At 69.8% G+C, this 23,010-nt stretch carries 24 protein-coding genes; 8 read left to right on the forward strand and 16 right to left on the reverse strand.

Going from position 1 to position 23,010, the window contains the following annotated elements; all coding sequences use genetic code 11:
- Window positions 1–148: 148 nt before the first annotated feature.
- Window positions 149–562, forward strand: a complete 414-nt coding sequence (locus tag ACZ4TR_RS02365; RefSeq protein ID WP_465285424.1) for a VOC family protein — start codon at window positions 149–151, stop codon at window positions 560–562.
- 1 nt (window position 563) lies between these two features.
- Here the strand turns inward: ACZ4TR_RS02365 and ACZ4TR_RS02370 are convergent, their stop codons facing one another.
- From ACZ4TR_RS02370 to ACZ4TR_RS02385, 4 genes are all read right to left on the reverse strand, one after another.
- Window positions 564–1,232, reverse strand: coding sequence for a DedA family protein (locus tag ACZ4TR_RS02370; protein ID WP_465285425.1), 669 nt, complete (start codon window positions 1,230–1,232; stop codon window positions 564–566).
- A gap of 131 nt (window positions 1,233–1,363) precedes the next feature.
- The gene (locus ACZ4TR_RS02375) at window positions 1,364–2,185 is read right to left on the reverse strand and encodes a YceI family protein (RefSeq protein ID WP_284749868.1); all 822 of its coding nucleotides are present in this window, start codon (window positions 2,183–2,185) and stop codon (window positions 1,364–1,366) included.
- On the reverse strand, window positions 2,182–4,794 hold the full coding sequence (locus tag ACZ4TR_RS02380; RefSeq protein ID WP_364510558.1) for an MFS transporter: 2,613 nt from the start codon (window positions 4,792–4,794) through the stop codon (window positions 2,182–2,184). The genes ACZ4TR_RS02375 and ACZ4TR_RS02380 overlap by 4 nt, the downstream gene beginning before the upstream one ends.
- Window positions 4,791–5,321 (reverse strand): MarR family winged helix-turn-helix transcriptional regulator, encoded by a 531-nt coding sequence (locus ACZ4TR_RS02385; protein ID WP_364510561.1) that lies wholly within the window; start codon window positions 5,319–5,321, stop codon window positions 4,791–4,793. Before ACZ4TR_RS02385 ends, ACZ4TR_RS02380 begins: the two co-directional genes overlap by 4 nt.
- 188 nt (window positions 5,322–5,509) lie before the next feature.
- Here ACZ4TR_RS02385 and ACZ4TR_RS02390 point away from each other — a divergent pair, with 188 nt between their 5' ends.
- Both ACZ4TR_RS02390 and ACZ4TR_RS02395 read left to right on the forward strand, forming a co-directional pair.
- The gene (locus tag ACZ4TR_RS02390) at window positions 5,510–5,935 is read left to right on the forward strand and encodes a PPOX class F420-dependent oxidoreductase (RefSeq protein ID WP_465285426.1); all 426 of its coding nucleotides are present in this window, start codon (window positions 5,510–5,512) and stop codon (window positions 5,933–5,935) included.
- 88 nt (window positions 5,936–6,023) lie between these two features.
- Window positions 6,024–7,415 carry an FAD-binding oxidoreductase gene (locus ACZ4TR_RS02395; RefSeq protein WP_465285427.1) on the forward strand — a complete coding sequence of 464 codons (1,392 nt, stop codon included), beginning with the start codon at window positions 6,024–6,026 and terminating at the stop codon, window positions 7,413–7,415.
- 122 nt (window positions 7,416–7,537) lie between these two features.
- On the opposite strand, the gene ACZ4TR_RS02400 is transcribed toward ACZ4TR_RS02395, so the two are convergent.
- The 4 genes from ACZ4TR_RS02400 to ACZ4TR_RS02415 all read right to left on the reverse strand — a co-directional run bounded on the left by ACZ4TR_RS02400 (window position 7,538) and on the right by ACZ4TR_RS02415 (window position 10,545).
- Complete coding sequence (locus ACZ4TR_RS02400; protein ID WP_364510570.1) at window positions 7,538–8,245, reverse strand: DedA family protein; 708 nt, start codon at window positions 8,243–8,245, stop codon at window positions 7,538–7,540.
- A 45-nt stretch (window positions 8,246–8,290) separates the two neighbouring features.
- Window positions 8,291–8,701, reverse strand: coding sequence for a hypothetical protein (locus ACZ4TR_RS02405; RefSeq protein ID WP_465285428.1), 411 nt, complete (start codon window positions 8,699–8,701; stop codon window positions 8,291–8,293).
- Window positions 8,702–8,726: 25 nt separating this feature from the next.
- Window positions 8,727–9,878 carry an N-acetylglucosamine-6-phosphate deacetylase gene (nagA, locus tag ACZ4TR_RS02410; RefSeq protein ID WP_364510821.1) on the reverse strand — a complete coding sequence of 384 codons (1,152 nt, stop codon included), beginning with the start codon at window positions 9,876–9,878 and terminating at the stop codon, window positions 8,727–8,729.
- A gap of 91 nt (window positions 9,879–9,969) precedes the next feature.
- Window positions 9,970–10,545 (reverse strand): SigE family RNA polymerase sigma factor, encoded by a 576-nt coding sequence (locus ACZ4TR_RS02415; RefSeq protein ID WP_465286267.1) that lies wholly within the window; start codon window positions 10,543–10,545, stop codon window positions 9,970–9,972.
- Window positions 10,546–10,754: 209 nt separating this feature from the next.
- Here ACZ4TR_RS02415 and ACZ4TR_RS02420 point away from each other — a divergent pair, with 209 nt between their 5' ends.
- Window positions 10,755–11,039, forward strand: coding sequence for a YciI family protein (locus ACZ4TR_RS02420; RefSeq protein WP_465286268.1), 285 nt, complete (start codon window positions 10,755–10,757; stop codon window positions 11,037–11,039).
- Here ACZ4TR_RS02420 and ACZ4TR_RS02425 read toward each other — a convergent pair.
- The 6 genes from ACZ4TR_RS02425 to ACZ4TR_RS02450 form a co-directional block, all read right to left on the reverse strand.
- A complete protein-coding gene (locus tag ACZ4TR_RS02425; protein ID WP_465285429.1) occupies window positions 11,034–11,972 on the reverse strand; it encodes a PDR/VanB family oxidoreductase in 939 nt (312 codons plus the stop codon). The two genes, ACZ4TR_RS02420 and ACZ4TR_RS02425, sit on opposite strands and share 6 nt — an antisense overlap.
- 119 nt (window positions 11,973–12,091) lie before the next feature.
- The gene (locus ACZ4TR_RS02430) at window positions 12,092–12,958 is read right to left on the reverse strand and encodes a metal-dependent hydrolase (protein WP_465285430.1); all 867 of its coding nucleotides are present in this window, start codon (window positions 12,956–12,958) and stop codon (window positions 12,092–12,094) included.
- Window positions 12,955–14,427, reverse strand: coding sequence for a flavin-containing monooxygenase (locus ACZ4TR_RS02435; protein WP_465285431.1), 1,473 nt, complete (start codon window positions 14,425–14,427; stop codon window positions 12,955–12,957). The genes ACZ4TR_RS02430 and ACZ4TR_RS02435 overlap by 4 nt, the downstream gene beginning before the upstream one ends.
- Before the next feature lie 81 nt (window positions 14,428–14,508).
- Window positions 14,509–14,982: a pyridoxamine 5'-phosphate oxidase family protein gene (locus ACZ4TR_RS02440; RefSeq protein ID WP_465285432.1), complete on the reverse strand. Its 474-nt coding sequence runs from the start codon at window positions 14,980–14,982 to the stop codon at window positions 14,509–14,511.
- Between the two features lie 2 nt (window positions 14,983–14,984).
- Window positions 14,985–15,896 carry an SDR family oxidoreductase gene (locus ACZ4TR_RS02445; protein ID WP_465286269.1) on the reverse strand — a complete coding sequence of 304 codons (912 nt, stop codon included), beginning with the start codon at window positions 15,894–15,896 and terminating at the stop codon, window positions 14,985–14,987.
- Between the two features lie 131 nt (window positions 15,897–16,027).
- Window positions 16,028–16,933, reverse strand: a complete 906-nt coding sequence (locus ACZ4TR_RS02450) for an aldo/keto reductase (protein ID WP_465285433.1) — start codon at window positions 16,931–16,933, stop codon at window positions 16,028–16,030.
- A gap of 63 nt (window positions 16,934–16,996) precedes the next feature.
- Between ACZ4TR_RS02450 and ACZ4TR_RS02455 the strand changes: the two genes are divergently transcribed.
- Together ACZ4TR_RS02455 and fbaA are read left to right on the forward strand one after the other, a co-directional pair.
- Entirely contained in the window at window positions 16,997–17,821 is an 825-nt protein-coding gene (locus ACZ4TR_RS02455) for an LLM class F420-dependent oxidoreductase (protein ID WP_465285435.1), read from the forward strand.
- A 154-nt stretch (window positions 17,822–17,975) separates the two neighbouring features.
- Entirely contained in the window at window positions 17,976–19,007 is a 1,032-nt protein-coding gene (gene fbaA, locus ACZ4TR_RS02460; RefSeq protein ID WP_364510592.1) for a class II fructose-bisphosphate aldolase, read from the forward strand.
- 75 nt (window positions 19,008–19,082) lie between these two features.
- On the opposite strand, the gene ACZ4TR_RS02465 is transcribed toward fbaA, so the two are convergent.
- Window positions 19,083–20,270, reverse strand: a complete 1,188-nt coding sequence (locus ACZ4TR_RS02465; protein WP_465285436.1) for a hypothetical protein — start codon at window positions 20,268–20,270, stop codon at window positions 19,083–19,085.
- A 297-nt stretch (window positions 20,271–20,567) separates the two neighbouring features.
- Between ACZ4TR_RS02465 and ACZ4TR_RS02470 the strand changes: the two genes are divergently transcribed.
- Window positions 20,568–20,978 carry a DUF3151 domain-containing protein gene (locus ACZ4TR_RS02470; RefSeq protein ID WP_364510597.1) on the forward strand — a complete coding sequence of 137 codons (411 nt, stop codon included), beginning with the start codon at window positions 20,568–20,570 and terminating at the stop codon, window positions 20,976–20,978.
- 71 nt (window positions 20,979–21,049) lie between these two features.
- On the opposite strand, the gene ACZ4TR_RS02475 is transcribed toward ACZ4TR_RS02470, so the two are convergent.
- A complete protein-coding gene (locus tag ACZ4TR_RS02475; RefSeq protein ID WP_465285437.1) occupies window positions 21,050–22,273 on the reverse strand; it encodes an alpha/beta fold hydrolase in 1,224 nt (407 codons plus the stop codon).
- A gap of 89 nt (window positions 22,274–22,362) precedes the next feature.
- On the opposite strand from ACZ4TR_RS02475, the gene ACZ4TR_RS02480 reads away from it, so the two are divergent.
- Entirely contained in the window at window positions 22,363–23,007 is a 645-nt protein-coding gene (locus ACZ4TR_RS02480) for a TetR/AcrR family transcriptional regulator (RefSeq protein ID WP_465285438.1), read from the forward strand.
- Window positions 23,008–23,010: the final 3 nt, after the last annotated feature.

Below are 23,010 nucleotides of genomic sequence, written 5' to 3' on the forward strand. Positions count from 1 at the left end.
ATGACTTTCGGTAACCGGCGTCCGCCTGCTGAGACGCCCGGAGACGGCGAGATCACGATCGGACGGGGAACTTGGTCACCCTCGTTTCGGCCGGCGAACGCTGTGCAACTCTGGGGAGCCGCCACGCGAAAGGACGGCTTCCCAAGCCATGGCAAAACTCATGTCCGTGCACCACCTCGCGCTCACCGTGACCGATGTGGACCGCAGCGTGCCCTGGTACGTCCGCGTCCTCGACCTCGAGGAGGTCACCCGGCGCGAAGAGCCGGACACGGGACTGCGCAAGGTCGTGCTCCGGTCCGCCGGGGACGAGTTCTCCGTGGTGCTGGTCCAGCACGCGGACACCGGAAGACGCGGGTTCGACGAACGCAGAACCGGGCTCGACCACGTCGCGTTCCGCGTGCGCTCGGCCGCCGAACTGACCGAATGGGAGTGCCGGCTCGCCGAGTTCGGTGTCTCGTACCTGCCGGCCGCGCCTTCGCGGACGTTCGAAGGCTCGAAGGTCGTGGTGTTCCGCGACCCGGACGGCATCCAGCTCGAAATCTGGGCCGACCCGGAGCTGTGAGTCAGGCGCGGGCGTCGTCCGTCTCTTCGACGGGGCGCCGCATCTCCTGGCGGTAGCGCAGCACGCCGTACCCGGTCCCGACGACGAAGAACGCGATGCTGATCCACAGTGCCGCCGTCTTCAGCCACGGCAGCGCATCCAGCAGGCCGGCGCCGTAGTAGCCGAGCAGCACCAGGGTCGGCACCCACAGCAGGCCGCCCAGGGCCGTCGCCGCCATGAACCGGCGCGGGTCCATCCGGGCGGCTCCCGCGATCAGCGGGGCCAGCGTGCGGATCCACGGGATCCACCGGGCCGCCACGATCGCGAAGAAGCCCCGCTTGTCCAGGAACCGCTGCGCGCGGTCGAGGGCCTGTCGGTTCAGCACCTTGCCGTCGCGGCGCGCGATGAACTTGGTACCGCCGGTCCGGCCGATGTAGTAGCCGATCTGGTTCCCGAGCACGGCGACGATCAGCGCGGCCCCCGAGAGGAACCACGCGTTCGCGTCCGAACCGTGCTGGGCCAGCACCACGCCGGCCCCGAACAGCAGCGAGTCGCCGGGCAGGAACAGCCCGATGATCAGCGCGCATTCGACCAGCACGAAGCTCAGCACGATGACCCAGACGAGCAGCGGGCCGGCGGTGTCCAGCCAGCTCACGCCGACGCCCGCGGCCTCGATGCTCACGACTTTCACACCGGAAGCCTACGTGGCCGAGGTGAACACCCCGCGGCGAACGGTCGAATCCGGCTGTCCGGAATATTCAGTTCTACGAACGGTGAAGGCCCCCTCACCAGCGGTGAGAGGGCCTTCGGCAAACCGGGAACTCAGAACTGCGGCAGCGACTCGCCCTGGACCGCTTCGACGTCCAGCTCGATCTTCACCGTCGTGCCGACCGCGGCGACGCCGGCCCGGACCATCGCGCTGTAGTTGATCGCGAAGTCGTTCCGGTGCAGCGTCGTCTCGGCGTGGAACGCCACGCGCACGCCGCCCCACGGGTCCGGGCCCCAGCCGCCGTAGGTCAGCTCCAGCTCGATCTCGCGGCGCTCGCCGTGCAGCGTCAGGTCACCCAGCAGCGTCCACGAGTCCACGCCGCGCTGGCGCATCCCGGTGCTCGCGAACGTGATCACCGGGTGGACGTCGACGTCGAGGAAGTCCGGCGACCGCAGGTGGTCGTCGCGCATCCGGATGTTCGTGTCGATGCTCGCCGCCTTGATCTCGGCGTGCACGGACGACCGCTCGGCCGGGCGGCCGATCTCGATCCGGCCGGACACGTCCGGGAACCGCGCCTTGATGCTGGCGATGCCCAGGTGCCGGGCGGTCGCGACCACCGACGAGTGCATCGGGTCGATCACCCACGGCCCGGCGGGCGGCAGGTCGATCGCCTCGGCGACCGGGGCCAGCACGACGTCGCCGAGCGAACCCGAGCCGTCCGAAGCGACCTGCGCCATCCGGGCGACCGGCGTGTACCCGGCCGCCGTGACAACCGCGGTGTAGGTGCCCGGCGCGAGCGCGTCGGTGACCACGTCGCCGCGGACGTCGGCCGCCTGCCGGGCCACCTGCCGCCCGGCCGGGTCGGTCACGGTGAGCACCGCGTGCTCCACCGCCCAGCCCTCGGCCGTGCGGAAGGTGGCGCGCAAGCCGGTCATGACCGGTCGACCAGCTCGTCGAGGGCCTGGTCGTAGCTCAGCCGGACGTCGTGGCCGGCTTCGCCGCCGGTCAGCTCCACCTGGCTGGTCGCCGGCGGGTAGCCGCTCGCGACCACGGTGTACGCGCCCGCGGGCAGGTCGCTCACCAGGTACCGGCCTTCGCCGTCCGTCCGGGCCACGGCCGCGACGTTGCCTTCGGCGTCGAGCACGGTGATCCGCGCGTCCGGGACGACCCGGTCGCCCTCGGTGCGCGCGACCCCGCTCAGCTGCACCGAGCTGGACAGCTCGACGTCGTGGCGCAGCACGCCGCTGTCCGGCACGGTCAGCGTCACCGCGACGGGCCGGTGACCCGCGCCGCTGGCGACCAGGGTGTAGGCCCCGGCGCCGACCCCGACGAAGGCGTAGGTGCCGTCCGTGGTCGTGATGAACGCGCCGTTGACCTCGCCGCGGCTGTCGGTCAGCGTCACCGTGACGTTCGCCAGCGGGGAGCCGGTGGCGGCCGCCCGCACGGTCCCGGTCAGCTCGCCGGACCCGGTGAGCGTGACGTCGACCGTCGCCGGCCCGTTGCCGATCACGACGCTGGAGGCCTGCGGCTGGTGGCCGTGGGCCGACACGATGAGGACGTACGCGCCCGGACCCTGGCTCGGGACCGAGTAGCTGCCGTCCGGGGCGCCGGTGGCCCGTGCGACCTGGCGGCCGCGCTGGTCGATCAGGGTCAGCGCCGCGCCCGAGACGTGGCTGCCGTCCTGACGGCGCACGTGCCCGACGACCGGCACGCCACCCGTACCGACCGGGGCGTCCAGCTCCGAGTCGGCGATCGAGTTCGTGATCGGCATCGGCAGCGCGCCCGACACGGCCTGGTAGTCGCCGTGCCCGTTGGTGCTCAACGCGTGCTTCCCGCCGCCGACCAGGGCCGGCTCCCGGTCGAGCGGCTTGACCGGCTCGACGATCTCGGTGGGCTCGTCGGTGAAGTCGTGCTCGTGCTCGTCCGCCTCGAGCAGCGCCTCGCCGCCCTCCATGGCCGCCGCGGCCGGGGCCGCGTTGGTCAGCGGGATCTCCTTCATGAACAGCAGCACCACCGTGGCCAGCAGCGCCACCGCGCCCGCGATGTAGAACACCGTGGTGATCGACTCGGTGAAGCCGACCAGGATCGGCGTCTTGATCGCGTCCGGCAGCGTCTGGATCACGCTCGTGTTCTCGGACAGGTTGCCGATGCCCGCGCCGGCACCGGCCGGCAGCTGACCGCCGAACGCCTTCGTGATGTTCGGCATCAGGGTGTTGAACAGGACCGTCAGGAAGATCGCGACACCCGCGGTACCACCGATCTGGCGGAAGAACGTCGCCGACGCGGTCGAGACGCCCATGTCGCTGCGCGGGCCCGCGTTCTGCACCGCGATGATCAGCGTCTGCATGCACTGGCCGAGGCCGAGGCCGATGATGGCGGCCGCGACCAGCGGGTGCCACAGCGGCGAGTCGTACTCGACCTGCGCGAAGAAGAACGCGCCACCGGCGATCAGGATGGTGCCGATGATCGGGAAGATCTTGTAGCGCCCGGTCTTCCCGGTGAGCCGGCCCGAGACGATCGAGCTGGTCATGATGCCCGCCATCAGCGGCAGCATCAGCAGCCCGGACTCGGTCGGTGTGTAGCCCTGCACGACCTGCATGAACTGCGGGATCATCGTGATCGCGCCGAACATCGCGACACCGACGATGACACCGCCGATGATCGCCACGGTGAACGTCGAGTTCTTGAACAGCCGCAGCGGGATCAGCGCGGCGTCCTTCATCCACCGTTCGATCGCGATGAACGCGATCACGCCGACACCACCGACGACGTAGCAGAGGATCGCCTTGCCGTCTCCCCAGCCCCACTTCTGGCCCTGCTCGGCGACGACCAGGAACGGCACCACCGCGACGACGAGTGCGAGCGCGCCCCACCAGTCGATCTTGTGCTCGTGGCGTTCGTGCGGGACGTTCAGCACCCGGGCGACGACGAACAGCGCGAGGATGCCGATCGGGACGTTGATCAGGAAGACCCAGCGCCACCCGTGGATGTCGTAGCCGAAGATGCTGCCGGCGTGCTCGATGCCGGCGAAGAAGCCGCCCAGCACCGGGCCCAGCACGGTGGACAGGCCGAACACGGCGAGGATGTAGCCCTGGTACTTCGCCCGTTCCCGTGGCGGCACGATGTCGCCGAGGATCGTCATGGCCAGCGACATCAGGCCACCGGCGCCGAGGCCCTGCACCGCGCGGAACGCGGCCAGCTCGTACATGGACTGCGAGAAGGCCGAGGCCAGCGAGCCGATCACGAAGATCGTGATCGCGGCCAGGTAGAACGGCTTGCGGCCGTAGATGTCGGAGAGCTTGCCGTAGATCGGCGTGACGATCGTCGAGGTGATCAGGTACGCCGTGGTCGCCCAGGCCTGCAGGTCGAAGCCGTGCAGGTCGTTGGCGATCTTGACGATCGACGTGCCGACGATCGTCTGGTCGAGCGCGGCGAGGAACATGCCGCACATCAGGCCGCTCAGGATCGTGACGATCTGGCGGTGGCTCAGCCGGGGTGGTTGACCCACCTCGGGCAGGGCCGGCGTTTCGGTGGTGGAACTCATGCGTTGGCCCCCTTGGCCGGTGCACCGGCGGACGCGTTCGCGTCGGCCAGTTGTGGAGAGTGGTTCTCGATACCTGTGTTGAGTCGGCCGAACAGCTTGTTCAGGGTCTGGATCTCCCCTTCGGTCCAGTCCCCGAGTACGTCGGCCAGCCATTGGTTGCGCTGCTTGCGGTTCTCTTCGAACACCCGCATGCCCTCGCTGGTCGGCGCGAGCAGGCAGGCCCGGCCGTCTTCGGGGTCCGCCTGGCGCTCGACCAGGCCGTGCTGGACGAGGGAGCTCGACTGCCTGCTGATCGTGGAGATCTCGGAGTGGAGCGACTCGGCGAGCCGGCTGGTGCGCTGCGGGCCCTCGTGGATGAGGGTGAAGAGGATCGCGTAGGCCGCCCGCTCGATGCCGTCCGGTCCCTGCTTGGACACCTGGGACTTCGCCTTGTTGATCAGGCGGACCAGGCGGACGAGCTCGTGCCCGAGCTGGTCGGCGAGGTCCAGTTCGGCCTTGGGCCGGATGGCGGAGCTGTTCGGTGCCATGAGGAATCCTTCAACGGCGTTGGTTGGCGGCTGCAACTAGTTGCCTCAGGCAAGGATGTGCCTTCACTAGCGGTTATGCAAGCGGAGCTGTGGTCGATGTGTCGGAACACACTTTAGTTGCCGTATGCAAGCAGATTTCCTCCGGGCTGCTCCTGGAACAACGGAGCCGGGGACCGGTTGGAAGAGGTATGACCGACGACACAGCGTTGAAGGACTTCCTGGGTGCGCACCGCCACGGCGTCCTGGCCACGATCCGCCGCGACGGACGGCCCCAGCTGTCCACGATCACGCACCTGTATGACCCCGAAACGGCGACGATAACCGCGTCGATCACCGAAACCCGGGCCAAGACGAAGAACATGCGCCGCGACCCGCGGGTGACCTACCACGTGGGCAGCGAGGATGGCTGGAGCTACGTCGTCGCCGAGGGACGCGCTTCGCTCACGCCGCCGGCCGCGTCCCGGGACGACGAGACCGTCGAGGCGCTCGTCGACTACTACCGCCGCGCGGCGGGCGAGCATCCCGACTGGGACGAGTACCGCGCCGCGATGGTCAGCGACCAGCGGGTCCTGCTGCGGGTGCACGTCGACAAGCTGCTGGGCGTGGTGCGCTGAGGCTGACGGTCCGCGCTGCGCTGCGCTGAACCGGCGGTTTTGAAATAGAAGTTCCGCAGTGCGGACTGAGCGGGCTTACGATGAGGCCATGAGCGACGAAGCTTTGGTCACCCGGCTCCGCGACCTGCTCGGCAAGAGCGCCGTGCTCACCGACTCCGACGTCACCGCGTCGTACGCGCGCGACATGATGCCGCTGGCGCCCTCCGGCCGGCCGCTCGCCGTCGTGCTGCCCGCGAACGTCGAGGAGGTGCAGGCCGTCGTCAAGGCGTGCGCCGAAGCGAAGGTGCCGATCGTGCCGCGCGGGGCGGGCAGCGGCCTGTCCGGCGCCGCGAACGCCATCGACGGCTGCGTCATGCTGGCGCTGACCAAGCTGGACCAGATCGTCGAGATCGACCCGGGCAACCGGCTCGCCGTGGTGCAGCCGGGTGTGGTCAACCTGGACTTCCGCAACGCCGTCGAGAAGCACGGGCTGTTCTACCCGCCGGACCCCTCCAGCTACGACTGGTGCACGATCGGCGGCAACCTCTCGACCAACGCCGGCGGCCTCTGCTGCGTGAAGTACGGCGTGACGACGGACTCGGTGCTGGGCCTGGAAGTCGTCCTGGCCGACGGGTCCCTGCTCAAGACCGGACGGCGGACGGTCAAGGGCGTCGCCGGGTACGACCTGGCCCGCCTGTTCGTCGGCAGCGAAGGCACGCTCGGCGTCATCACGCAGGCGACGGTCCAGCTCAAGCCCCTGCCCCAGGCCCCGGCGACGCTCGTCGCGGGCTTCACGACGACCGAAGCCGCCGGGGAGGCCGTCGCCCGGATCGTGCGCGAAGGGCTCGTGCCGTCCCTGCTGGAGATCATGGACGCGTCGTCGATCAAGGCGTCCGAGACGTATTTGAAGACCGACCTCGGCGCGGGCTCGGACTGCCAGGCGCTGCTGCTGGGCCAGTCGGACGCGGGCGGCGAGGTGGCCCGCCGCGAGCTGGCGGCGATCGAGCAGATCTGCACGGACTGCGGCGCGGACCTCGCGTACACGACCGAAGACCTCGAAGAGGGCCGGATGCTGCTGCAGGCCCGCCGGGTGGTGCTGACGGCCCTGGAGACGTACGGGCAGTGGCTGACGGACGACGTGTGCGTCCCGCGCACGCGCATCGCCGAGCTGATCCAGGGCTGCGAGAAGATCAGCTCCGAGGTGGGGCTGCGGATCGCCGTGGTCGGCCACGCGGGCGACGGCAACATGCACCCGACGATCGTCTACCAGCCCGACGACGCGGACGAGTTCGCCCGGGCCAAGCGCGCGTTCGACGCGATCCTCGAGGTCGGGTTGTCGCTCGGCGGCACGGTGACCGGTGAGCACGGGATCGGGAAGATCAAGCGCGAGTGGCTGGCGCGGGAGATCGGGCCGGTGGGAATCCGGGTGCACCGGCAGATCAAGGCGGCGCTGGACCCGGAGAACCTGTTCAACCCGGGCTCGATGTTCTCGATGAGCTGACCTGCACCTGACCTGCGCCGACAGGGGTCCCCTCCCGGGGGACCCCTGTTTTCACGTTACCGCGGGGGCACGACAAAAAGGGCCCCACCGCCGACCGGTGGGGCCCTCTCGTCCGGAAAGGATCAGTCCCGCACCCGCGGGATCCGCTGCGTGACCTCGGGGTCGGTCTCGGCGACCGGCCCGGCCTTCTTCTCGCGGCGGGCCTTCAGGTACTCGAGCAGGATCGGCACCACCGACACCAGCACGATCAGCACGAAGATCGCGTCGACGTTGTTCGCGATGAACGACACGCCGCCGAGCAGCGACCCCAGCACCGTGATGCCCGCGGCCCACAGGATGCCGCCGATCACCGTGTACGTGAAGTAGCGCTTCGGGTCCATGCGGCCGATGCCCGCGATCCACGTGATGAACGTCCGGACGAACGGCACGAACCGGGCCAGCACGACCGCCTTGGGGCCGTGCTTCTCCAGGAACTCGTGCGTCTTGTGGACGTACTCCTGTTTGAAGATCTTCGAGTCCGGCCGGTTGAACAGCTTGGGCCCCGCGAAGTAGCCGATGTAGTAACCGACCACGTTGCCGAGCAGGGCCGCGACCGTGACCAGCACGCAGACCAGCCACAACGGCGCGTCGAGGGTGCCGTTCGCGATGAACAGGCCGGCCGTGAACAGCAGGGAGTCACCGGGCAGCACCGGGAAGACACTGCTCTCGATGAAGATGATGAGGCAGAGCACCGCGATGACCGGCGTGGTCAGGCCGCTCAGCAGGTGCTGCGGGTCGAGCCATGACGGCAGCAGGGACATCGTGTTGACCGTGCTCTGGGCGAGAATCACCCCAAAAACGGTACAGGGTCACCCTGAGTCGTTACTGAGACCCGGTCAGACCAGCGTGAGCAGGCCCACCACGGACCCCGCGGCGAGGCCCAGCAGCACCGCCAGCAGCAAGATCCAGTACGCGGGGAGCTGCGCGCCCTGCCGAGGTGGTTCCGGGGGACGCGGGGTGTACGCCGTGGGTGCCTCGGCCACCGGGTCGAGCGCCGCCCGCTCGCGCTCCAGCGAGTCGGCGCTCGCGCCGGACAGCAGCCCGTACGCCGACGGCAGCTCGTTGATCGCGCTGGTCGGGACCGCGTCCGTCCCCGGTTCCGGCGGCGAAGACGGCGAAGCCTGCGAAGGCGCCGCCGACGGCGGAGGCGACGAAGGCGCAGCCGGTGGTGAGGCCTGCGGGGCGAAGACGGCTTGCGCGCGAAGGGCGTCCGCCAGCAGCTGCTCGGGGTCCTTCGGCTCGCTCATCTCCGCCCGTCTCGCTCGCAGGATCTCAGGTACTCAAGGTAGCCGTACCCACCTCGGCGACCCATTCACCCCGGCGCAGCACCTTCGCGGGCCGCAGGTCCTGGTCGAGGACGACGATGTCGGCCACGTACCCCGTGCACAGCATCCCGGTGCGGTCGGCGATGCCGAGCAGCTCGGCGGGTCGTTGCGACGTCGCGTGCACCGCGTCGAGGATGCCGAGTTTCGCACCCTGGACGAGATTGCGGAAGGCGGTGTCCATCGTCAGGGTGCTGCCGGCGAGCGAGCCGTTGTCGGCCAGGGTGGCGACGCCGTCGTGGACGTCGACCTCGAGGCGGCCCAGCGTGTAGCGGCCGTCGGCGGCGTCGGTGGCCGACATCGCGTCGGTGATCAGCACCGTCCGGTTGCGGCCCGCGTGCTTCGCGGCCAGCCGCACCACCGTCGGGTGCAGGTGCACCAGGTCGCAGATGAGCTCGATCGTGATGCGCTCGTCATCGAGCAGTGCCCCGACCGGGCCGGGTTCGCGGTGGTGGAGCGGGCGCATGCCGTTGAACAGGTGGGTCGCGACGGTCGCGCCCGCGTCGATGGCCGGCAGCAGCTGCTCCTCGACGCCGTCGGTGTGCCCGATGGCGGCGATGACGCCCGATTCGGCCAGCTGCCGGACGGCCTTGACGCCGCCGTGGAGCTCGGGGGCGATGGTGACCATCCGGATCGCGCCCTGGCCGGCGCGCAGGAGCTTGTCCACCGTGCCGGTGTCCGGCTCGAGCAGCGTCTCCGGGTCGTGCGCCCCGCAGCGGGCCTTCGAGATGAACGGGCCCTCCAGGTGGATGCCCGCGACCTCGCCGTCCTGGACGATCTCACGCAGCGCGGCGACCTGCTCACGCAGGATGTCCACCGGGTCGGACACCAGGCTGGCGAGCATGGTCGTGGTGCCGTGACGGCGGTGCGCGCGCACCGCCGTCAGGAGTTCCTCGGGATCGAGGGAGGTGAACGAAGCACCTCCCCCGCCGTGGCAGTGGGTGTCGACGAACCCGGGCACGACCAGTGCCCCGCCGACGTCGACGTGCTCGCCCGACGGCGGGGTCCCGGAACCCACGCCGGCGATCCGCCCGTCGGAGACGGCTACCCAGCCGTCATCGAGTACACGGTCCGGGGCAGCGACCCGGCCGCCCATGATCACGAAATCTCCGGCGCCTCTCACGCACCCCAGCATATATTGGTCTGGACCAAGCATGGTGATACGACTCAGTGATCGGAATGGTCCACCCGGGTCACTGTGGGGCCTGCATGGCCTTCTGGAGTGCCTCGAGCGCCCGGCTGGCGGTCGACTTAACGGTACCCTTGGAAATGCCTGCGGCCTCAGAGATTTCGGCCTCGCTCAGCCCGCCGTAGTAACGCAGCACCAGCACTTCGCGCTGGCGGGGCGGCAGCTTGGACAGCGCGCTGACCACGGCCTGGTGCTCGCTGGAGAGCATCGCGAGGCTCTCGGCGGACCGCGCGTTGACCGCGTGCGGCGGCACGTACTCGCGGGCGGTCTTGCGCCGGCGCAGCACGCTGCGCGACCCGTTGACCACGGCGGTGCGCAGGTAGCCGACGGCGGCCGCGGCGTCCCGGAGCCGGCTCCAGTTGCGGTGCAGGCCGGTGAAGGCCTCCTGGACGACGTCTTCCGCCGTCGCGGGCTCGTCCACCAGCAGAATCGCCAGCCGGACCAGCCGCATGCGGTGCTGGCGGTAGAGGTCTTCGAGGGTCAGCGGTGCCGGCGCCTGCGCCGGGGCCGCCGGACCATCCATGACCCGCAGGTGGCCGAGGGTTGCCTCGACGCTGCGTTCAGCATTGCCCTCGAGCATGAACCCCTGCCTGTCCTCGACCCCGGTTTGCACGGTGTGTCGCGTCAGCAGGCTCACGGTATTCACAGCGCTCACACAGGTACTGACGCACGCCCAGCCTATCGGGTCGGGTTCCCGGTGCCACACAGCCACAGATCGGATGCTGGGACACGGTGACGACCCGGGTAGCGTCGGTCCCGACCCGCCCCCGCCCGACCCCGGAGATCCACATGGCCTGGTACCTCGTCGAAATCACCTACGTCCAGGAGAAGATGCCGGAGGTCCGGCCCCGGCACCGCGAGTTCCTGGGCAAGCTGGCCGCTGAGGGGCGCGTCGCGGTCGCCGGGCCGCTCGGCGACGGTTCCGGCGGCATCACGCTGTACCAGGCCGACGACGAAGCGCACCTGAAGGCGACGATCGACCAGGACCCGTACTTCCTGGAAGGCGTCGTCGCGGAGCGGACGATCCGGGAGTTCAAGCCGGTCATCGGCGCCTGGGTCCCCCAGGAGTCATAGGTCGAGCACGGTGGTGGCGCGGTCGACGCAGATCCGCATCGACCCGCCGCCGGCCGCCGGCACCGCACACGTCCCGCAGAAGCCCTGGCGGCACGAATACGGCGTACCGGGCCGCGCCTCCAGGAGGACGTCGAGGGCGGTTCGCCCCGCCGGGACGTCCAGGACCTGTCCTGACCTGCGGAGAATCAGCTGGAACGGCTCGCCGTCGACGATCGGCGGTGGAGCGAACCGCTCGAAGTGGACCGCTTTCGCGCCGGTCAGCGCCAGGTCGACGCGGACACCGGTGATCATCGGCACCGGGCCGCAGCAGTACACCGAGGCGCCGTCCGGGACGTCTTCGAGGAGCTCGGCGCCGGACGCGGGAACGCCGTACTCCGTGTCCGGGCGGATCCGGACGCGGTCGTCGTCCGGCAGTTCGTCCAGGAACGGCATCGACGCGCGGCTGCGGCCGGTGTAGACGAGCCGCCAGTCCGCTTGGGCAGCGGTCGCGCGGTGGACCATCGGCAGGATCGGCGTGATCCCGATGCCGCCCGCGACGAACAGGAACGGCCCGTCGCCGACGAACGGGAACGCGGACCGCGGACCGCGCACCGTGACCCGCGTGCCCGGCGTGAGGGCGTGGACCTCGGCCGACGCGACGCCGACCTTCCGCACGGCAATGCGGTAATGGTCCTTTTCGGACGGATCGCCGCACAGCGAGTACTGCCTCACGAGCCCACTCGGCAACACGAGGTCGATGTGCGCGCCCGGCCGCCAGCCCGGCAGCGGCCCGCCGTTCGCCAGGCGCAGGCTCACGACGTCCTCGGCTTCGTGTTCGACGCCTTCGACCACCAACGGCAGGTTCCGGTCCACCGCGCGCACGGGAGGCCGCCGTTTCCCGCTGAATCGCGACAACCGGCGGTAAACACCCACGACACCGACCAAAGCGGACATCAGGTGGTCGGTCCGGTCACTGCCGTCGAGCCGGGTGGGCCGGCCCAGACCCGCACTTTCACGTGAAAGTGCGGGTCCCAGGTGGGCACTTTCACGTGAAAGTGCCGGTTCCGGAGCCGTCACCGAGGTGCGTCCGCCGCCCGGGCGGCCGGGGAACTCGCCAGGTACGCCACCGCCTGCTCGGTGCTCCCGGTTTCCGTCGGGTGGTACGACTTCCGGAAGTACGGCCGGATTTCCCGCAGCAGCTGACGCCCGGTCGGCAGCAACCCCCGCTTGGCGGCCCGGCGGTATCCCCGCAGCGACGCCCTGCCCGGGCGCGTCGGATCGTTATGCATCAGATATCGCGTGCCGCGGAAGAACACCCACGCCAGCACCGGCGTCACCGCCGCCATGCTGCGCACGCGACGCGTGTAGCGCCCGTCCAGGTGCATGAACAGGTCGAACGCGACGGCCCGGTGCTCGACCTCTTCGGCGCCGTGCCAGCGCAGCAGGTCGAGCATCACCGGGTCGGCGCCCGCGCGCCCCAGAGGCGCGTCGAGCACCCACTGGCCGAGGAACGCCGTGTAGTGCTCGATCGCGGCGACGATCCCGAGCCGTTCGATCAGCCACTCCTCGGCGGCCCGGCCGGTCAGGGCGCGGTCGCCGAGCAGCTTGCGGAACAGCCACTCCATCTGCGCGACGAACGGCCGCACGCGCAGGCCCGCGGCCTCGAGGTGCGCCGCCGCGCCGTCGTGCGCCTCGGCGTGCACCGCCTCCTGGCCGATGAAGCCGAGGACGTCGGCCTTGAGCCGCTCGTCGCGGATCAGCGGGACCGCCTGCTTGAACACCTCGACGAACCAGCGTTCGCCTTCGGGCAGCGCCAGGTGCAGGACGTTGATGGTGTGCGTGGCCTGCGGCTCGCCGGGGATCCAGTGCATCGGCAGCGCGGCCCAGTCGAACTCGACGTCCCGGGCGTGCAGGACGAGCTGCTCGTCCTGCGAAGTCACGACGCGCGGCCGGACAGCTCGTAGTCGGCCGGGTCGACCTTCCGCGTCTCCAGCCAGTAGCGCCAGGTGAAGCCGGGCCAGATCGTCCGGTTCACACCCTTGGCGTCGAGGTACCAGCTCTTGCAGCCGCCCTGCGTCCAGACGCCCTTGACCAGCTTGTCCTGGATGTCCTGCTGGAACTTGTCCTGCACGCCCGGCCGGACGTCGAGGGCGGCGGCGTCGCGGGAGTCGGCGAGCTTGATGGCGTCGACGACGTACCGCGACTGCGACTCGATCATGAACACCACGGAGTTGTGGCCGAGCGCGGTGTTCGGGCCGAGCAGGAAGAAGAGGTTCGGGAAGCCGGAGACGGTGATGCCCTTGTGCGTCCGCATCCCTTCGACCGCCCACTCCTTGGCGAGGTCGCGGCCGTCGACGCCGGTGATGTCGAGGTACTCCAGCGCGTCGGTGACCTTGAAGCCGGTGCCGTAGATGATCGCGTCGACCTCGTGCTCGACCCCGGCGGAGTCGACGATCGAGTGCGCCTTGACCTCCTTGATCCCGGCCGTGTTCACCTCGACGTTCGGCCGGCTCAGCGCCGGGTAGTAGTCGTTGGAGATCAGGACGCGCTTGCAGCCCATGGTGTAGTCCGGCGTGACCTTCTTGCGCAGCGCGGGGTCCTTGATGCCCTTCGCGATGTTGCGCTTCGCGATCAGCTCGCCGGCCTTCATGATCGCCGGGTGGCCGTTGAAGCCGATGGCCCGCGCTTCGAGCAGCCAGTACAGCGCGTTGCGGTAGAGGCGCTGGGTGCCGGGCACGCGCTTGAACAGCGTCCGTGCCCACGACGGCATCGCGTGGTCGGGCTTCGGCATGATCCACGGCGGCGTCCGCTGGAACAGCGTCAGCTCGGCGACGTCGGGGGCGATCTTCGGGACGAACTGGACCGCGCTGGCACCGGTGCCGACGACGGCGACCTTCTTGCCGCGCAGGTCGTATTCGTGGTTCCACTGCGCGGAGTGCCAGGTCTGGCCCTTGAACTCCGTGATCCCGGGCAGCTCGGGGACCTGCGGGATGTGCAGGCCGCCGACACCGGAGACGAGGAACTGCGTGACGAACTCGCGGCCGTCCTCGGTCGTCGCGGTCCAGCGGCGCGCGCGCTCGTCCCAGTGGGCGCCCGTGAGCTCGACGCCGAACCGGATCTTCTCGCGCAGCCGGTACTTGTCCGCGACGCCCTTGAGGTACTCGAAGATCTCCGGCTGCGCCGAGAACGACCGCGACCAGTCCGGGTTCTGCTCGTACGAGAACGAGTACATGTGCGACTGCACGTCGCACGCGCACCCGGGGTAGGAGTTGTCGCGCCAGGTGCCCCCCACCTCGCCGGCCTTCTCCAGGATCACGTAGTCCCGGATGCCGGCCTTTTCGAGCTGGATCGCCTGGCCGAGCCCGGAGAACCCGGTGCCCACGATCACGACCTTGAACCGCTCGGACATCTGTCGGCCTCCGCTGCTTCGAGGATTCTGCCGAGATGACGTTACCTCAAGTAACAGTTACTTGGAAGTACTCCCTACTGGTTAGTACGTCCCGCCGAGCTTGGTGTGGTCCCAGCTGACGATCTTCGTCGGGCGGAAGACCAGCCCGACACGCTTGGGGGCCTGACCTGCAATGAAGGCCTTGAGCTCGTCCGGTGCGGGGTCGCCCGGCTTGGCGCCCGCGTACCGCTGCATGAGTGTGATCCCCATCCGGGTGACTTCGGCGGTGTCCTCGATGATCTCGACGTCGGCCTCGAGCGAGATGCCGCGCAGCTTCTCGTAGCTGTCGCCGTCCTCGATGAGGACCGTCGCCTCGGGCAGGCGCCGGAAGTTCTTCGCCTTCTGCGAGGTCCCGTACGTCCACGTCGCGACGCCGTCCTCGTGCGGGTAGTACCAGAGCGGCGCGAGGTGCGGGCGGCCGTTCGGGCCGACGCTGGCGACGTTGATGACCTTCTGCTCGGCGAAGTACGCGCGCACTTCGTCCTCGGTCATCCGGATCTGGTCCCGACGCGACATGGTCACCCCTTGGTGGCGGCCCGGCCGCCGTGGCCGGTGACCGCCGACTCGAACGCGCCGCGGGCCTCGATGTCGGCCAGCGCGGCCTTGTCCGCCGAAGGTACCCGGCTGCGGGAGCCGATTTCGATGATCGGCGGGAGGAACGCGCGGAGCAGCTTGAGGCCGCCGACCCAGCGCGGCACGTGGATGGTGCGGGCGCGCTTGAGGATGCCCGCTTCGAGGTCGTCCAGCGCCGTGTCGAGCGGGTAGGTCTTGCCGATCAGGCCGGGCATCGACGCGCGGAGCTTGCCGAACACCGGGTGTGCGTCGGCGCTTTCGACCAGGTCGGTGCGGATCCACGTCGGGTGCGCGACACCGACCTTGACGCCCAGGTGCGCGACCTCGGCGCGGAGGCTGTTGGAGAACGCCTCGACGCCGGCCTTCGCGGCGGAGTAGTTCGCCATGCCCGGCGCGTGCGTGATCGCGGCGAGGCTCGAGATGGCCAGCAGGTAGCCCTTGCGCTCGATGACGTGCGGGAGCGTGACGCGGAACGTGCGCCAGACGCCGAGCAGGTCGACCTCGATGACCTTCTCGAACGCGGCCCGGTCGACCGAGCGGACGAAGCCCGCGGTCGCGATGCCGGCGTTCGCGATGACGATGTCGATGCCGCCGAAGTGCTCGACAACGCCCTTCGTCGCCTGCTCGAGCGCGTCCCAGCTGGTGACGTCGGCTTCCCAGGACTTCGCGTTGGCGCCGATGCGGTCGGCGACCTTCTTCTGTTCGTCGGCCTCGAGGCCGACGAGGGCCACCTTCGCACCGCGTGCGGCGAGGCGCTCGGCCAGCCCGGCCCCGATGCCGCGGGCGGCCCCGGTGATCAGGACGACCTTGCCGTCGACCTTCTTGGTGCCGCTCAGCAGCGAAAACGGGTTGGCCACGGTGCCCTCCTGGACGTCGCACGTCGCTATCTGGAGGGCACCGTACCCCACCTTACCCGCAGTAAGCTACCCAGGAGTAGGCGCCACTTTCGTCGGGAAAGTTGCGTCGTCAGGGCCTCGGGACGCATCTTTCATAGGGAAAGTGACGCTACTTCTTCTGGAGTCAGCTCGAGGGTCACCGAGGCGATCAGGTCGGTGAGCTGCTCGGGCGTCCGGGCGCTGGCGATCGGCGCGGCGACCGTCGGCTGCTGCCGCAGCCACGCGAGCGAGACCGTGGCGACGGAGACGCCGTGTGCCTCGGCGACCTTGTCCAGCGCGGCGAGGACGCGCTCGCCGCCGGCGTCCAAATAGGACGAAGCACGGGCGGCGCGCGGGCTGTCGACCGTGGCCTCCTTCGTGCGGTACTTGCCGGTGAGGAAACCCTTGGCGAGGGCGAAGTACGGCAGCGTGGCTAGGCCTTCGCGCTCGACGAGCGGCGCGAGGTCGCGCTCGTAGTCCCGCTCGACCAGGTTGTAGTGCGGCTGCAGCACGGCGTACCGGGCCAGGCCGTTCTTGTCCGAAATGGACAGTGCTTCGGCGAGGCGCTCGGCGCTGTAGTTGGACGCGCCGAGGTAGCGGACCTTGCCCGCGCGGACCAGCGCGTCGAAGGCCGTCAGCGTCTCTTCGAGCGGGGTGTCCGGGTCGTCCCGGTGTGCGTAGTAGAGGTCGATGTGGTCGGTCTTGAGACGGCGCAGCGAGTCCTCGGCCGCGGCCTGGATGTTCTTCGCCGAGAGGCCGGGCCGGCCGTCCCACATGCCGACCTTGGTGGCGACGACGACGTCGTCCCGGTTGCCGCGCGCGGCGAGCCAGTTGCCGAGGATTTCCTCGGAGCCGCCGCCCCCGCCGTAGAGGTCCGCGGAGTCCACGAAGTTGCCCCCGGCCGCGGTGTAGGCGTCGAGCACGGCGAAGGACTGCGGCTCGTCCGCCGTCCAGCCGAAGACGTTGCCGCCGAGGTTGAGGCCGTACACGTCGAGGTCGGTGTTGCCCAGCTTGGTCATACCTTCGACGTTAGTTCGCGGATCCCGGGAGGAAAATCGCCGTCCCACGCGTTGGAGTGTTCCATGGCTATCGAACTGGGCAAGCTCGGAATCTGGCGGTACCACGCGAACGTCGACGCGAAGTTCGCGGCGGAGGCGGAGAAGCTCGGCTACGGCGCGATCTGGCTGGGCGGCTCACCCAGCGGCGACGACCTCGCGTCGGTGGACGGCCTCCTGGAAGCGACGGACTCGCTGGTCATCGCGACCGGCATCGTGAACATCTGGCAGGACGACCCGGCGTCGATCGCGAAGGTGTACGAGCGCATCGCGGCGAAGTACCCGGACCGCTTCCTGCTGGGCGTCGGCGCGGGTCACCGCGAAGCGACGAAGGAGTACAAGAAGCCGTACGCGGCGCTGGTCGAGTACCTGGACGGCCTGGACGAGGCGGGCGTCCCGGCCGGCGGGCGCGCACTGGCGGCGCTGGGTCCGAAGGTGGTGGCGTTGTCGGGCGAGCGCACGGCCGGCGCGCACCCGTACCTGACGACGCCGGAGCACACCCGCAGCACGCGCGAGATCCTCGGCGCGGGCAAGCTGCTGGCCCCGGAGCACAAGGTGGTCCTCTCGACCGACCCCGCCGAGGCCCGCGCGATCGGCCGCAACACCGTCAAGTACTACCTCGGGCTGTCGAACTACGTCGCCAACCTGCGCAAACTCGGCTTCACCGACGCCGATCTGGAAGGTGAGGGCAGTGACCGCCTGATCGACGAGCTGGCCCTGCACGGCGACGCGGCGACGGTGGCGCGCGGGCTGTCGGCCCACTGGGAGGCGGGGGCGGACCAGGTGATCGTCCAGGTGCTCAACGAGGACCCGTGGCCGGCCTACCGCGCGCTGGCTTCCGAACTGCTGTGATCTCCGTCCGGCCGCCGGTTCGCCCGGCGGCCGGACGTACCGCCTTCTGAACCGATTCGACGTGCGGAGAAGTTTCTGTGCGGGGACCGGTGTGCGCCGGCGGTACACCTCGTACGATGCGGTCGGGACCCATCCCTGCCAAGGAGGAATACCGATGCCCATCGCCACCCCCGAGGTCTACGCGGAGATGCTCGACCGGGCCAAGGCGAACGAGTTCGCCTACCCGGCCATCAACGTGACCTCGTCCGAGACCGTGAACGCCGCCATCCGCGGGTTCGCCGAGGCGGAGAGCGACGGGATCATCCAGTTCTCCACCGGCGGTGCCGAGTTCGCGTCGGGCCAGAAGGTCAAGGACATGGTGACCGGCGCGGCCGCGCTCGCGGAGTTCGCGCAGGTCGTGGCGGCGAAGTACGACGTCAACGTCGCGCTGCACACCGACCACTGCCCGAAGGACAAGCTGGACGGCTTCGTCCGCCCGCTGATCGAGATCTCGGCGGAGCGCGTCAAGAACGGCCAGAACCCGCTGTTCCAGTCCCACATGTGGGACGGCTCGGCGATCGACCTCGACGAGAACCTCGAGATCGCCGCGGAGCTGCTCGCCAAGACGGCGGCCGCGAAGATCATCCTCGAGGTCGAGATCGGCGTCGTCGGCGGCGAAGAGGACGGCGTCGAGGCGGAGATCAACGAGAAGCTGTACACCGCCGAGGGCGACTTCCTGAAGACGATCGACGCGCTGGGCGCGGGCGAGAAGGGCCGCTACCTGCTGGCGGCGACGTTCGGCAACGTCCACGGCGTGTACAAGCCGGGCAACGTGAAGCTGCGCCCGGACGTCCTGAAGGGCGGCCAGGAGGCGGCGGCGAAGAAGCTCGGCCTGGACGCCGGCGCGAAGCCGTTCGAGCTGGTCTTCCACGGCGGCTCTGGTTCACTCCCGGAGGAGATCCGCGAGGCGGTGTCGTACGGCGTGGTGAAGATGAACGTCGACACGGACACGCAGTACGCGTTCACGCGCCCGATCGTGGACCACTTCTTCAAGAACTACGACGGAGTGCTCAAGATCGACGGCGAGGTCGGCAACAAGAAGGTCTACGACCCGCGGTCGTACCTGAAGGCCGCTGAGGCCGGGATGGCTCAGCGTGTGGTCGAGGCCTGCCAGGCTCTCGGCTCGGCCGGCACGAAGGTCAAGTAAGCCTAGGACCAAAGCCTCTGAAGGCCACCATGAGGGAACTAGATGCCCTCATGGTGGCCTTCAGCGCGTCTGGGGTCAGGAAACCGGGGTGACGCTTCGGCGTGCGGCGAGTCGCCGGGTCAGCGGGCCCGCCGCCGCCCAGAGGGCGAAGACCCCGCCCAGCACCACCGCCGCCGTCCAGTAAGCCACCGGCGGGGCCGACTCCGTGTGCGCGTCACCCAGCACCCACGGCCGGAACTGGGACTGCACCCACAACGCCCCGTACCCGAACGCCGTCACCAGCAACGCCCCCACGCCGGCCGTCAACAGCCCGTGATCACGTCCGATCGCGAACGCCAGGTCCACTGCCAGCCCCACGAAAAGCAGGTAGAACGGGATCGTCGACGCCGGGAAACCCATCCCGACCAGCAGCGGCCACATCACGCCGCGGTAGGCGATGTACGCGATCGCCACCGCCGAAGCCGCCCAGCGGAACCCCAAGGTCTTCCGGGCCAGGACCAGGATCAGCGCCATCACGCCGATGCCCCACAGCGGGTACACCCACTCCGGGATCGGCATCGTGAAGTGCATGACCGCGGTCCGGTCGACCGGGTGCCCGATCTGGTTGGCCGCGAAGTCCAGCAGCGACGGCTCGGCCTCCGGCGCGCCGCGCTCCCACGCGCGCAGTCCCAGGATCCCGTACTCCTGCTGGCCGTTCGGGAAGAACGTGTTCTCCAGGAAGAACGCCCACAAGGCGAGCAGCACGCCCGTCCGGAACCGGCCCGGCGGCGAGAGCCGCAGCCAGCCCAGGAGCACGCCCGCCTGCATGATGCCCGTGCCGAGGTAGAGCATCATGTGCGACGGGCTCCACGCGGTCAGGTCGAGGCCGTTGACGCGGTGGTTGATGACGTCCAGCGGCGCCGCGATCAAGAACGTCAGCAGCCCGACCTGCATCAGGCGCAGCGACGTCTTGTCGGCGCCAAGGCCGGTGTAGCTGTGGATCGCCACCAGCACGACGATGATCACCGTGCCCACGGTGTTGATCAGGTGCGGCGGCGCCAGGTCGTCGCGCAGCCACATGAAGTGCCACGACATGTCCCACGAAGAGCCGACCAGCTTGAACGCGAACGCCGCCAGCCACATCCCGTAGCAGAACCGGAGCACCCAGTCCGGCGTCGGCTGCCCGGGGGCGCCGCGGTGCCAGTGCCGCGTGAAGAACAGCTTCGTCTTGCCGACGGGGCTGCGCGGGATCACGTCCACGGGGACGTCGACTGCCTTGGCCATGTCGGACATCATGGCCGGTCATGGTCACGAGCGGAGCAAGACCGTGGCGAAAGACGCGAAAATCGGGGATTCCCCCGACCTTCTTCCCCGCCACCACCGGCAACGGAGACGCTTCGCCCCGCTGTCACCCTTAAGGGTGGACGACTTGCTTTCGGTGTGCGTGGCTTGGCAGGGTGTGCCGCCATGATGCCGAAACGAGTTGTGGCCGCCGTCCTGGTCGGCGCTCTGATCCTGGCCGGCGGCGGGGTTCTCGCGGGCCTGTTCTTCTGACCGGCGGGCGTGGGCAGAATGGGCGGCATGACGCACAACCTGCTCGGCCCCGAGCCGACGCTGCTGCCCGAGCACACCGCCGCCCAGGCCGCGCTCGACGCCGGAACTGACCCGGCCGCCGTCGCCGCCGAACACCCCGACTACAGCGAGGCGTGGGCTTCGCTGGCCGAGAAGGCCTTCGAGGCGGGCGAGACCGTCGCCGCGTACGCGTACGCCCGCACCGGCTACCACCGGGGCCTCGACCAGCTGCGCCGCGCGGGCTGGAAGGGCTTCGGTCCGGTGCCGTGGTCCCACCGTCCCAACCAGGGGTTCCTGCGCGCCCTCGCCGTGCTGGGGAAGGCCGCCGGGAAGATCGGCGAGACCGAGGAGTACGACCGCTGCCGGACGTTCCTCGCCGACTCCGACCCCGCCGCGTCCGAGGCCACCGGCCTGAAGTGACCCAAGTCCGTGAATGTCGCATTGAGGGACTTCAAGTCCCTCAATGCGACATTCACGGCTTTCGGTGACCGTTAGAACAGGCCGCAGTTGCTCACGGCCGGGAGGCCGGCGAAGCGGGCCTCGAGCCACGCGAACGCCTCCGGGTACGCCCGCACCGCGCCGAGCACGTGCGTCGGCACCAGCGACGTGCTGAACCGCACCTGCACGCCCTTGCCGCACCACGTCCGGCCCAGGTCACGGTCCTGCGCGTAGGGCACGATGTCATCGAGGGCGCTGTGGACGATCAGCACCGGCGCCGTCGGCTTCAACGTCCCGATCTTCTGCTCGGCCACCCGCGTCCGGTACGGCTCCTCGCCGAGGTACGCGGTGAGCGAGCGGCCGTCGTTCGTCAGCGTCGACGACTGCGTGAACGCGTGCGCGGCGATCGCCTCCACCGTGCACTCGGTGCGGACCTGCTCGAACAGCTGCTTGCCGCGCGCGTTGAGCAGCGCCGGGATGTTCAGCTCCGGGTACGCGTAGTTCATGCTCACCAGCGCGAAGCCGAGGAAGCCGACCGCGTAGTGGCCGTCGAGGTTCTTGGCCACCTCGCCGAGGTCCGCCGGCACCGCGCCCGCGTACGCGCCCTTCAGCTTCAGCTCCGGCGCGTAGCCCGGCTGCAGCTCCGCCGCCGCGGCCGACGCGCCGCCGCCCTGGGAGTAGCCCGCGATCGCGACCGGGCCGTCGTCCGGCAGCCCGGCCTCCGGCAGCCGCTGCGCCGCGCGGATCGCGTCGAGCACCGCGTGCCCTTCGGAAGCGCGGTTGACGTAGGTGTGGTCGCCCGGCGTCCCGAGTCCCTCGTAGTCGGTCACGACGACGCCGTAACCCCGCGCCAGCAGCCCGGCGATGAACGGCCCCTCGTACTCGAAGCCGGCGGCAAGCGCTTTCGACGGCGCGCAGTCGTCGCCCTCGCCCTGCGTGCCGACGGCGTAGGAGACGATCGGGCGCACGCCCGATCCGTGCCAGGCGGACCTGGGCGTCAGCACGGTCCCGGTGACCGCGATCGGCGAACCGTGGGTGTCGGTGCTGCGGTACATGATCCGCTCGACGCCGGCGTCGGCCTTGATCAGCTTGACCGGGTCGATGTAGAACGTCGACGCCTCGTGCCGGATGACGTCGCCGTCGCGGCCGGCCGGCAGGGGCGAAGGCGGGTCGTAGAACGACGTGGCGGAGGCCTGCGGCGGGCCGAGTGCCACCAGCGCCAGGACGGAAACCGTGGCGACCACCGCGGAGAGGGCGCGGCGAGGGAAGATACGCATGCTTGCTCCTCGTTGAGCAGGACTAGTGCGCGGGGAGACACCTTTTTAGACAGAGGTGTCGGAAAAAGAATCACGTGAGGTGGACCACCATGTCAAGCCCGGCGCCGCGCGGACGGCCGCGCAAGCTCCCGGTCGGGGAGCAGCGCGCCCGCGTGCTGAACGCCACGGCGAAGGTCGTGGCGCAGCACGGGATGCAGGGCGCGACGATCGAGCAGATCGCGCGCGAGGCCGGCGTCTCGCGCCAGTCCGTCTACGAGCAGTTCGGCCAGCGGGAGACGCTGTTCGCCGAGGTCGTGGCCGCAACCGAGGAGCGCGCGTTCGCGGCGATCGCGGGCCCGACGGTGACCGATCCGCAGCCCGGCCTGCGGGCCTGGGCGCGCGCCAACTACGCCAACATGGTCACCTTCGTCGCCGACAGTCCGGAGGCCTACGGCGTGCTCCGCGCGGCCGAGCGCGCGGGCGACCCCGCTCTCACCCGGTTGAGGGAGAGATTGGCCGTCGTCTACGCCGACGCGAGCCGCAGGCGGTGGGCCGAGCACGGCATCGACTCCGGCCGTGCGGACCGCGCGCTCGTCACGCTCTTCTTCGCGATGACCGAATCACTGGTGCAGGCGACCTGGGACGGCGAGCCGCCGGACCAGGAGGCCCTGATCGACCTGCTCACCGAATTCACGGTAGGCGGAGTCGCTCGCCTCCAAACGAAGGCGAGCGACGTCATCGACCGGCTGCGGTAAGGG

The sequence above is a fragment of the Amycolatopsis sp. NPDC028719 genome, from assembly GCF_055565395.1.